At 37.9% G+C, this 11,472-nt stretch carries 9 protein-coding genes; 1 reads left to right on the top strand and 8 read right to left on the bottom strand.

Going from position 1 to position 11,472, the window contains the following annotated elements:
* Positions 1–1,950 (bottom strand): SusC/RagA family TonB-linked outer membrane protein (locus AC1DDX_RS19570; protein ID WP_477622444.1); only part of this gene is annotated, 1,950 nt, incomplete at its 3' end.
* A gap of 168 nt (positions 1,951–2,118) precedes the next feature.
* Between AC1DDX_RS19570 and AC1DDX_RS19565 the strand changes: the two genes are divergently transcribed.
* On the top strand, positions 2,119–3,006 hold the full coding sequence (locus AC1DDX_RS19565; RefSeq protein ID WP_172662755.1) for an AraC family transcriptional regulator: 888 nt from the start codon (positions 2,119–2,121) through the stop codon (positions 3,004–3,006).
* Between the two features lie 2 nt (positions 3,007–3,008).
* On the opposite strand, the gene AC1DDX_RS19560 is transcribed toward AC1DDX_RS19565, so the two are convergent.
* The 7 genes from AC1DDX_RS19560 to AC1DDX_RS19530 form a co-directional block, all read right to left on the bottom strand.
* Positions 3,009–4,262, bottom strand: a complete 1,254-nt coding sequence (locus tag AC1DDX_RS19560; RefSeq protein WP_477622445.1) for an outer membrane beta-barrel family protein — start codon at positions 4,260–4,262, stop codon at positions 3,009–3,011.
* A complete protein-coding gene (locus AC1DDX_RS19555) occupies positions 4,196–5,341 on the bottom strand; it encodes a TonB-dependent receptor (RefSeq protein ID WP_477622443.1) in 1,146 nt (381 codons plus the stop codon). Before AC1DDX_RS19555 ends, AC1DDX_RS19560 begins: the two co-directional genes overlap by 67 nt.
* Positions 5,342–5,438: 97 nt before the next feature.
* Complete coding sequence (locus tag AC1DDX_RS19550) at positions 5,439–7,169, bottom strand: M56 family metallopeptidase (protein WP_337716083.1); 1,731 nt, start codon at positions 7,167–7,169, stop codon at positions 5,439–5,441.
* 31 nt (positions 7,170–7,200) lie between these two features.
* Positions 7,201–7,593, bottom strand: coding sequence for a BlaI/MecI/CopY family transcriptional regulator (locus AC1DDX_RS19545; protein ID WP_172662752.1), 393 nt, complete (start codon positions 7,591–7,593; stop codon positions 7,201–7,203).
* A 55-nt stretch (positions 7,594–7,648) separates the two neighbouring features.
* Positions 7,649–8,614: a YpdA family putative bacillithiol disulfide reductase gene (locus AC1DDX_RS19540; protein WP_288881718.1), complete on the bottom strand. Its 966-nt coding sequence runs from the start codon at positions 8,612–8,614 to the stop codon at positions 7,649–7,651.
* A 7-nt stretch (positions 8,615–8,621) separates the two neighbouring features.
* Positions 8,622–9,965, bottom strand: a complete 1,344-nt coding sequence (locus AC1DDX_RS19535) for a deoxyguanosinetriphosphate triphosphohydrolase (RefSeq protein WP_337716081.1) — start codon at positions 9,963–9,965, stop codon at positions 8,622–8,624.
* 21 nt (positions 9,966–9,986) lie between these two features.
* The coding region (locus AC1DDX_RS19530; protein WP_477622442.1) for an aldehyde dehydrogenase (NADP(+)) at positions 9,987–11,472 on the bottom strand (1,486 nt) is incomplete at its 5' end.

Raw genomic sequence — 11,472 nt, 5'->3', positions numbered from 1 at the left:
GTTTTGATTACCTGCAATACCGTATCCTGCGCGTAGTTTTAGTGCATCGACATTTATGCCTTCAAAGAAACTTTCTTTAGATATATCCCACGCCAGGGCAAGTGAGGGAAACAGGCCCCATTTATTTCCGTTACCAAATCTAGACGAGCCATCGTACCTTCCAGTTAAGGTTGCGAAATACTTATTGTCATAATTGTAGTTAAATCTTGCCACATAGCTGATCAGTGAGTTGGTTACAAAATCAGAGCCCAGCTGAAATTGCTCTTTTAGGTAGGCACCGCCAAGGTATTTATAAGAGAAATCATCTGTCGCGAAGCCTGAAGCATCAATCTGATTGTAATTGTAGTTGTTCTGAGTTAAACCAAAACTTACTAAACCAGAGAAATTATGTTTTCCGTATGACTTATCGTAAGATACAGAATTATCCCATTGCCAGTTCATCCAGCTTTCTTTCTTTTGTGTTGCCCTTCCGTTATAAGAGTTTCGCAGCGACTGTCCTAAGTCTTTTGGGATATAGTTAAAGTAATCTTGTGACCTCACATCGAATGATATCCCTGTACGAATATTTAAGCCAGGTATTGGTGTTGCTACTGCATAATTTGAAGTGAGCAAACGGTTTTGTTTTCCTTTACCATCGATAGTTAAACTTCTGATTGGGTTATAAAGATCTGTACTCTGAATTCCTTTCCAGCTTAAATAGGTTATTTTATCATCGATAGGCAATAGTGGATTCGCGTTAGCAGCTATTCCAAATACGCCGCCATCTATGTATGATTCTTCTGTTCTAGAAAAACCGGTATTGGTTCCAATTTTAAACCACGGCTTAATTTTCTGATCGAGATTGGTCTGGCCACCATATCGTTTATAATTTGAAGTTTTCAATAAACCACCCTGGTCTGTGTAGTTAAAACTCACATACATGGAGCCATCTTCGCCTCCCTTCGAAAACGTGGCGGTATGGTTTTGCTGTATTCCTTTTTTGGTGATCTGATCAAGCCAGTTGTATGATTCACCACGATTATATACAGCCAGCTCATCTGCCCCAAATGCAATAGAGTTAGGGCCGAGCAGCGTATTGATATATGCCTGCCTGTCTGCAGTAGGATTAGCATCCATATATTTGTTAGCGTAGGCATCCAGTCTCAGGTCGACTATTTGTTGCGCATTCAGATAAGATAAGTTTCTTGTGAACGATTGTACGCCCACCCACGCACTATATTCAATCTTTCCTTCTCCACTCTTACCTTTTTTGGTGGTAATCAATATCACCCCATTTGCACCCCTTGATCCATATAAAGCAGTCGCCGATGCATCTTTTAATACATCAATACTAGCGATGTCATCAGGGTTTATGGTATTGAAAGCTTGTTCTATTACCAAACCATCAACTACGTAAATAGGATCGGCACCAAATTTAATGGAGTTATTTCCCCTTACTTTTATAGACACACCACCACCTGGTCTCGGGTCATTACTTTGTACCAGCACACCGGCAATACGCCCTTGCATGGCCTGGTTAACATTAGTTACCGGTAACTCACTAATGGTTTTATCTGTTATTCCTGCAACAGATCCGGTAAGGTCCTTTTTCTTAATGGTTACACCAACTACGGTTACTTCCTCCAAATTATTATCCTCTGGGACAAGAGATACGTTCATTGTGGCCGAAGCAGGAAGTTCCTGAGTTACATAGCCCACAGAGGTAAAAACTATTGTTGAATTTGAAGTGGTATTTAGCGCAAACTTACCATCTTTATCGGTTGATATACCGGTGCCTGTGCCCTTGACCTTCACTGAAACACCTGGAATGGGTAATTTGTCGTCCTTTCCGGTTACCCGGCCTGCGACATTAATTGAATTCTGAGCGAAAACTGTAAAACTACACTGTAAAATGAGAAATATGAGCAAAGCATACCATCTTACAGTTCCTTTAATCGTAAAGAAAGACATAGTGAATAATATTTGGTTAATCCCGTTTAATATTTGTTAGGATAAACTTACGGGGAAATTAGAAGCCAGAAATGGACTAACTAAGACAAATAATGGACAATATTATCATAACTGAAGTGTTACAAAATGTAAAATAAGTAACATTTATTATACCTTAGCATTTAAAATATGACAGAGGAGAAAAAGAAAATTAAAGAAGGATTTTTGGGTCAAAAAATGATTGTCCTTACGCCCAATATTAGGAAAAGCATTAAGAACAATCCCCTAATCAATTCTTTTTACCTTACGGCAATCGGCTACTATCCACATGCCTTGGGACATGATCGTGAGCGAAAAACAGGTTCAGCCGAGTTCATTTTACTTTACTGTATAGATGGAGAAGGCTCTGTGGAATTGGACAATAAGGTTTATGTTTTAAAAGCAAACACATTTTTTATCATCCCTAAAAATATACCCCACAGGTATTTCAGCTCGTTAAAAAACCCTTGGAGTATATATTGGATGCATTTTAGTGGGGTCAATTCAAGGATGATTTATGAACGTTCTCTTGTTGAGGGGCAACATGAGGTTCATTCAATTCCCTTTGAGCAGGACAGAATAGATATTTTTAATCAAATATATACCATGCTTGAAGAGAGTTTTGGTACAAAAGAAATGGAGATCATGAACTTCAGACTACTCTATTTCGTAACCTCGCTAATTTATTATAAAGAAATAAACCCTTCTGTTTATAGTAAAGACGCGGTAAGCAGTTCAATTTCATTTATGAAAGACAATCTTGATAAGAAACTTACAGTAAATCAGCTTGCTGATCAACAAAAGATCTCTCTATCACACTACTTAAGGATATTTAAACAAAAAACTGGTATTTCACCCATAGCTTATTACAATCAGCTCAAAATACAGCATTCCTGTCAATATCTTTACTTTACTGACAAAAGCATTAAAGAGATTTGCGCTGTGTTGGGTATTGATGATCAATATTATTTTTCACGATTATTTAGCAAACTCATCGGTACTTCTCCCTCAGAATACAGGAAGAAACATAAAAAATAACTTTAGTTCTTCACCCTGTTCTTTTCACTTTCTGCTCCTGATTCACCATGTTTGGCTGGTGTACTGAAGGCTTTTCCAAAGCGGTAGTTAAAGGAAAGCACTGCAGTTCTTGAATCACCTTTGTTGGTCCAGTTAGCATCGGTTTGTGTAAGGTTATTAATAACTCCCCTATTAATTCTACTATAAAACAAATCATTGATGGCTAACTTCAAAGTTGTGCTAGGCGACAATTTCTTTTGAATGGCTGTACTGGCCTGCCATATACTTTTCAGTTCAAATTGAACATCTATAATCCGGTTCCTATAATTACCACTTAGTTCTGCGTCCCAATCTTTCCCTAAAGCAAATTTTGCATTTGCACTGGTAAAACAGAAAGTACCACTGGTATTAAGTTTTCCTGTATAAAAATCGCTTACTGTTTTGATGTTAGTGACCTCCGCATAAAAATCAAGGCTAAGCCACCTTGCAGCATCAAATGTTCCGTTAAAAGAGATGCTTTTAACCTTTTTTTTCCCAATATTACCAGGTCTGCTGTAGTAAGTACCGTTTAATATCTCAATAGTTTCATTAACTTCATCCCTGGATTTTGAATAGCTTATGGTAGTGGTATACTTGTTTTTATAGGTATGGGACAATTCTATTGATTGGGTGTATGACGGTCTCAGAAATGGATTTCCAACATAAAAGGTGAATTTGTCTAATGGTGAGATAAAAGGATTTAAATCCTGGTAATATGGACGATCAATTCTCCTTCCATAATTAAGGCCTATTTGATTGTTAGCAGCTGTATCCAACTTATACAATACATATACAGTAGGAAAAAGCCCAGTATAATTTCTTTTAAATGCCGAATCAGGCTTCATTGCGTTACCTAGTTGATGACCATCGGAGAAAGTATTCTCGAGCCTTAACCCAAGTTGTACAGAGATTTTTTTCATTTCTCTGTTTAAATTCAGGTAGGCGGCGCTGATATGCTCTTTGTATATGAAATGATTGCTCTTGTCGAAATCCGGTTTAGTAATTTCATTTATGGTATAGGCATAATCTGCAGTATTATCGGTTTTGGTATAACTGGTCTTTAATCCAGTTGTCAGTTTCCATTCAGACTTTAATGGCAACGAATAATCAGTTTTCATAGAATAGATATCAATGTTTCCAGGAAGGTATCCCGTCAGGACATCTTCTGATTTTAGTGATCCGTTTGCAAAAAAACTTGAATTATAATAAGTTTGTTTGGTTTTGTTCCTGTAAGCCAGATAATCGGCGAATTCAGTAGATTACTAGAATTATTGTTTATCTGTGTAGATGCTCTCGACATTCCGCTAACAAGGATGCCCCAGGTCGTATTATCAGACTGATAATAATCAGCCCCCGCTTTCGTATTTAAAGAATTTCCATGTCTGTCAAAATAGCTGTTCTGGTTAAAATACGATTTTGGACTGTTGTCAGCATTTTTATAGGTGCGGTTGATATCAAGATCCGAAAAGCCGGTATTGTAGTTGTAACTGAAATTTACAAAGTAATTAAACTTATTGTTCCTTAGGTTGAAGTTCAGACTATTTAGTGTTTTTGTTTTTTGGCCTTGATTAAGGCTTAGGTTAAAGCCACCATTAAAGCCTTTAAGATTTCCCTTTTTGGTTTTTATATTAATTACCCCCGCGTTACCTGCTGCATCATACTTAGCAGGAGGATTTGTCATGATCTCTATCTGTTCTAATGACGAGGATGGTAGCGATTTCAAGTAGTTTTCCAGATCCGCGCCGGAAAGATATGTTGGTTTATCGTCGATGAGCACCAATACCCCCTGCTTGCCTTTTAAAGTTATTGTGCCGTTCTGGTCAACCTGCACACCGGGAGATTTCTCCAGAACTTCTAATGCAGTAGAACCGGTATTGGATATCAGGGCATCTACGTTTACAATCACACGATCAATCTTACGTTCAATAAAAGATTTTTTACCTGTAATATTTACCTGATTAAGGCTATTACTGGAAGGAATAAGTTTAATATTAGGGATAAAAAAGCTAGGCTGTGCTGTATTTAAAGTGATCACCTCACTCTTATAGCTGGTATAACCCATTGCAGAAACTTTTATTTGATAGTCCCCTGCCTTCAACTGATTGAAACTGAATTTACCATCGCTTTCAGTAAAGGTAGATTTCAGTACAACTGAATCTTTAGCATTAAGCAAGGCAACTGTAGCCAGATCAAAGGTCTTATTTTCCGTATCCCTTATCTGTCCGGAAATACTTGCCTCAGTCTGTTGGGCAAAGGTAGCAATTGGGACAATACAAATCCCTATGGCCAAAATAGCCAATATTTTTTTTGTCATCATCGAAGATTAATTTTTAAAATCCGGGCATAGTATGTCCCTTTCAGTGTTTAAAATGACGCTGGTTGTTGCAATAGTGTAAAGTAAGATTAAACTATTTTTAATCAGTGTTTACTGTTGTAGTAATTGTTCCTTTACGATTTTTGAGATACTTTTTCATATACTTCTGGTGAACCGCATCCGATTGTTTCCTGCCGTTAATGATCAGTTCATCGGCGTCCAGCTTGTATTTAAAGTTATTTGTTTGCTGTAATAAGCCATCGTTTTGCAGTTCCTTAGTCATATCTTTTGGTTCTGCCCGATCCTGAATCACTACTCCGTCACCGATTCTAACTTTCGGAGCTACCGGCTTGGCAGGAATATATGGTTTTCTATATACAGGAGCTATCGGGGCTACCGGCACTGGGGGAACCGGATAATGTTCCGGATCGGCGACGTATTTTGCCGCCTCATCTGCATATTTTGCAGCATCCTTTTTATACTGCTGACTTGCAGCAGCGTATTTTGCAGCCTCTTTTTCATACCTGGCAGTATCATAAATTTTGTTACTTAGGTCCTTCTGGCTTGCTATTTCATGTGCTGCTTTTGCCTTTTCGGCTTCCTCTCTTTTTTGTTCGGCAATAACCCTCGTCTTTTCTCTTGTCTGTTCGGCAGTTTTGGCATAATTAGCCTTTCTGTGTTTAACTGCCGGAGTCTTTTTAGCGAGACGCTTCGTTGTATTATGCTTTATAGTTGTATCCTGATATGGCTTTATATTAACCACTTCACTAACCGGATGTTTATCGGACACAACAGCGTTTTTACTTGTGGTAAATGCTGCTGTAAAAATCAACGTTGATATCAAGGTAGCGGTCAGAATAATTTTCTCCATTTTGTTTAGCGAAGAACTTTTGTTGAATACCATCCTGCTCACGCGCTCCAAAAGTTGATTCTTTCTGCCGGTAAGCGCCATAACATATTGGTTTGATTGAAATTCCTGACAAGAAACAAGCGCTTGAATATAGTCTTGCTTATTCAAAGTACAAGTTAACGCAAGATCATCGCAGCAGTTTTCTCTTTCTTCTTTGATCAATTTAGACAACCACAATACAGCAGGATTAAAAAAGAATATGATCTCAATCAAGCTTTGAAGTATGTTTACCAGGTAATCACTACGCTTAATATGTGCAAGTTCATGACTGATTATCGCTTCAACTTCGGCAGCAGACAATCCATTTAACAAACCAAGTGGAATCAATATCACAGGCTTCAGGTGTCCTGCAACAACGGGTACTTTCGTAAGCCCAGATTGTAGAATCTGAATATTTTTGGGGATCCTCAATTTAATTGAAAGTTCGGTTACCTTATTTTCCCAGAAATTACCCGCTGAATAGATCTGGGTATTCTTTAGATAGTAAATTGCATGCATTCCCATCATGAGCTGTATGCATTTAATGCAAATGATCAAAAACCAAATCATTACGATTTGAACGGAATAAGATGTCCATATATTCATCAAATACCCCATTCCATCAATAAATCCAGAACTGCCCTGAGTTAAAGACTGAGAATTGACTGCAGTGGCGGCTTCTTTGCTTATTTGGGGCGAGAAAAGTGTCGCTCCCCCTGACTTACTCAAACTTTGATGGATACTCCCTGAGTTTAAGGTATCATAAAACACCAGGCTCATGATGATCACAAACAAAAACAAAACAGCAGTAAGTAAATTATACCTTATTGCAGCACTGCTTTTTTTTGTAGTAACTATAATCAGACTTGTTAATAAAGCAAGGATCATCCCTATCCATAATGAATGGAAAAAAGTGATACATAAAGCATATTGAAATTCCATAATTGTGGTTCTTAAATTATTCGAATTTTTATTATTTATCTAGTTTCTTTAACATCTGTTTAATAGCATCAAGATCTTCTTTGGAAGTCTTTTCATTTCCTAATAATTGCATGACTAGTTTTGAAGCAGATCCTTTATATAAGGTATTTACGAAACGATTCAAGAGTTGATCCTTAGTTTTATTTTCGGCTTCTACGGGAATGTATATATGCTTCATCTGGCGCTCATCGCGTTTAAGAATCCCTTTATCTGCCATGATTTGCATTTGCTTAAGTGTAGAGGTGTAATTTACATCTCTTTGCTCATTCAGTGTGTCATTAACAAAGCGCACTGTAGAAGGGCCAAATTCCCATAAAACCTGTAAAATTTCAAGCTCCGCTCTTGTAGGCTCAGGAATAGCATCAATAGGTTTATTCTGTTTCATAACATAAAGGTAGGATAACTTTCGTACGAAACAAACAATATGTGAAATATTTTTTTTAAGCTTTCTTTTTAATATCGCTTATGATCTTAACAGCATGGTCTCTTGAGTTTTCTATAAACCATAAATGGGTATCCATACCTCCACAAACAACACCTGCCAAATAAATACCCTTTTCATTGGTCTCCATTGTTTGTGAATTGTGTTCCGGCAGGCACTTATCGTCTTCACTAAGCTTAACACCAAATTTTCTTAGCAACTCAAAATTGGGTTGATAACCGGTTAAGGCCAGCACAAAATCATTTGGTATGGTAATTATTCCCTCTGGTGTTCGAATATCAGCGGTATCATTTGCTATGCTAACCAATTCAGAATGGAAATAAGCTTTAATGTTTCCTTCCTCAATGCGATTCATAACATCCGGTCTAACCCAGTATTTAACCCGCTTACTTATCGATTCGTCTCGGACTACCATGGTTACATTGGCGCCCTTTCTATAGGTTTCCAAGGCAGCATCTACCGATGAATTACTGGCCCCAATTACAATTACATTTTGCATTGCATAATAATGCGGGTCTTTATAATAGTGCGCTACTTTGGGAAGATCTTCGCCGGGTATATCTATTTTGTTCGGGAGATCATAAAATCCGGTAGAGATGATAATATTTCTGGTAAGATAGCTTGATTTTGAAGTGGTTACTATAAAGCCAACATCTTGCTTCGCAACATCGTCAACAGATTCAAAAAGCTTTGTATTTAATTCAAATTTAAGTGCTACCCTGCGGTAATACTCTAATGCTTCGGACCTGGTAGGTTTAGGATTATTTGAAACAAAAGGAACTCCCCCTATTTCCAGTTTCTCTGATGTGGAGAAGAAAGTCATATTCTGAGGATAATTATATAATGAATTCACCAGACATCCTTTTTCGATGATCACATACGATAAGCCTGCTTTTTTTGCTTCAATACCGCAGGCAATACCAATTGGCCCTGCTCCTATAATAAGTATATCTGTAACTTCCATTTTATTATTAACTCATTGAAGGAAAAGATATTCCCTTAATTTTCCTAAATAACTCAACAGCATAGATATCTGTCATTCCTGAAACAAAATCCAATACGCTTTGGATTTTAGAATAAACATCATTCTTCTCTGTTAAAAATTGCTTCGGTATCAATTCAACCAGTTTCTTATGGTATTTTGATTCGTTTTGCAGGTAGGCTGGAATAAACTCTTCTAAAAGCCCGCCCATTACCTGATAACCTGCTACTTCGATCTGTACAACAGAAGAATAGTTATAAATTTTTTTTATTGAAATCTTTTCTATTTCTTTCATTACGGATAAGAATGGCGCTTCAATAGCATCCATCAAACTTATATTGAAGTCACCGTTTAATATCGATTCCTGTTCCTGATAAAATACATTTGAGCATTGCCATATCAATGTGCTTATCGACTTTGCCCTCATGAGCGTGATTTTGGCATCATCATCTTCCATTTCAGCTAGCCTTGATGGCATTTTAACATCATTACACAAAGGCAAAAGTAAAGTTTCAACTTCCTTGTACGAAAGGATTTTTAAACGATGTGCATCCTCCAGATCAATAATATTATAACAAATGTCATCTGCTGCTTCTACTAAATACACAAGTGGGTGTCGCTTATAAATCAAAGGCGATTCCTGAACCTTAATAAGATCCATCTCTTCAGCAATCTTTTCAAATCCGCTTTGCTCTGACTGGAAGAAACCGTATTTTTTAGTATAAATATTCTTTTTATTATGGCCTGCTACAGATGCACATGGATATTTAGCTATCGCAGCAAGTGTAGAGTAAGTTAATGCAAATCCTCCTGTTCCTTTTCCTGCAAATGGGTGGGTTAATATTCTTAATGCATTGGCATTTCCCTCAAAATGGATCAAATCTTCCCACTGTGCCTCATTTACCTGTTCCTGATATATCTTCCCATCACCACTGTTAAAATAGTGCGATATGGCTGATTCACCAGAATGACCAAAGGCCGGATTACCCAGATCATGAGCCAAGCAAGCAGATGCAATAATGTTTCCTATTTCACATAGCAGCGGACAGGTTTCATCTATATTGGCATCTGAGTCTTTTATCCTGTTGTAAAAGATCGTACCCAATGATCGCCCAACACTCGCAACTTCCAGGCTGTGTGTAAGTCGGTTATGAACAAACACACTGCCTGGTAAAGGAAATACCTGGGTTTTGTTTTGTAATCTTCTAAAAGGCGATGAAAATATGATCCTGTCATAATCTCTTTGAAACTCGGAACGAGCTTCTTTTTGATTTCCAGTAAACCTATCTTCATTTCCCCATCGTTTTGATGACAATAACTTTTCCCAATTCATAGCTTAAAAATAAGCACGAAGTTAAGGTATTAAATCAGTTTTCCATGAGCCATCTATCAACCTCAAAATACTCAGTGGGTTACTGTTTTGTAATGCTGCAGGAAGTAATTCATCTGGAATATCCTGATAAGACACCGGTCTTAAAAAACGATAAATTGCTGCTGTACCCACAGATGTTGATCTTCCATCGGTGGTTGACGGGAATGGTCCACCATGTTGCATTGAATGACAAACTTCTACACCTGTAGGAAAACCGTTATAGATCACACGACCCGCTTTTTGGGTGATTATATCAATTACAGGAATCAAATTACCTTTATCTTCAGGTTCGGCATGAACAGTAGCCGTAAGCTGCCCTTCCAATTGATTTAAAACCAGATGAAGCTGGGCTGTATCTTTTATCAATACAAAAAGTGTTACCGGACCAAAAACCTCCTCGTTTAACTGTTTATTCGAAAGGAAATCATCTGCTGAAACCGTAAAAGCAATTGATCTGGCCTCATTTCTCTCGTCATTTGCTAATTTTGTTCCCTCAGCCAAAACATTAACTCCGTTAACCGTTTTAGTCGTTTCGATACCTTTACTGTATGATTGGCAGATATTCTTGTTCAACATTGTTGCAGGTTCAGTTGCTCCCAGATGTTTCACAAAGTGATTTAGAAAATATTTACTCGCTTCGCTTTCTATTAGTAATACCAATCCAGGATTAGTACAAAATTGGCCTGCCCCCATAGTTACTGAGCCGGCCAATCCTTTAGCAATTGCTTCTCCTTTTACTTTTAATGCTTCTTCCATCAAAATAACCGGATTTATAGCGCTCATTTCTGCATATACAGGAATGGGTTCTGGTCTTTTCGCAGCCGCATTAAAAAGAGTCATGCCTACTTTTCTTGATCCTGTAAAACCCACTGCCTTTATAGCAGGGTGCTGTACGAGTCTTACCGACTGATCGTTTGTAAGGTTTAAGGCTGAAAATACACCCTCAGGCATGCCTGTTCTTTTAGCTGCCTGAATAATTGCAGAAGATATCAATTCGCTGGTGCCAGGATGAGATGGATGTGTTTTAACAATTACAGGACAGCCTGCAGCAAGTGCAGAAGCAGTATCGCCTCCTGCTGTAGAGAAAGCCAATGGGAAATTACTGGCACCATAAACTGCAACAGGGCCAATTGGAATAAGCATTCTTCTGATGTCAGATTTTGGTAATGGTGCTCTTTCAGGTTGTGCAGTATCTATTCTTGCATCCACATACCAGCCGTCACGTAGTAACTGGGCAAACATTTTTAACTGACCAAAGGTACGGCCTCTTTCGCCTGTTATTCGTCCAATGGGCAAACCTGATTCTGTAACAGCTCTTTCTATCAATGTTTCTTCAAGCGCCATTATTTCTTCTGCAATTGCTTCTAAAAACTCAGCACGCTTAATTGTTGAAATATTTTTATAGCTAACAAAAGCATCCTGCGCTAATGATAATGCCCGTTCAAGTTCTTTCTCTGTTGCGTAAGTA

Source organism: Pedobacter sp. 10L46_2 (genome assembly GCF_056395165.1).
Note: the sequence above shows the minus strand (reverse complement) of the source record. Positions and strands in the feature narration are given on the sequence as shown.

Bases quoted from the DNA above. Each gene is read 5' to 3' on its own strand.
- AC1DDX_RS19555 (WP_477622443.1), bottom strand. From the start codon at position 5,341: ATGATGACAAAAAAAATATTGGCTATTTTGGCCATAGGGATTTGTATT.
- AC1DDX_RS19535 (WP_337716081.1), bottom strand. From the start codon at position 9,965: ATGAATTGGGAAAAGTTATTGTCATCAAAACGATGGGGAAATGAAGAT.
- AC1DDX_RS19565 (WP_172662755.1), top strand. From the start codon at position 2,119: ATGACAGAGGAGAAAAAGAAAATTAAAGAAGGATTTTTGGGTCAAAAA.
- AC1DDX_RS19550 (WP_337716083.1), bottom strand. From the start codon at position 7,169: ATGGAATTTCAATATGCTTTATGTATCACTTTTTTCCATTCATTATGG.
- AC1DDX_RS19540 (WP_288881718.1), bottom strand. From the start codon at position 8,614: ATGGAAGTTACAGATATACTTATTATAGGAGCAGGGCCAATTGGTATT.
- AC1DDX_RS19545 (WP_172662752.1), bottom strand. From the start codon at position 7,593: ATGAAACAGAATAAACCTATTGATGCTATTCCTGAGCCTACAAGAGCG.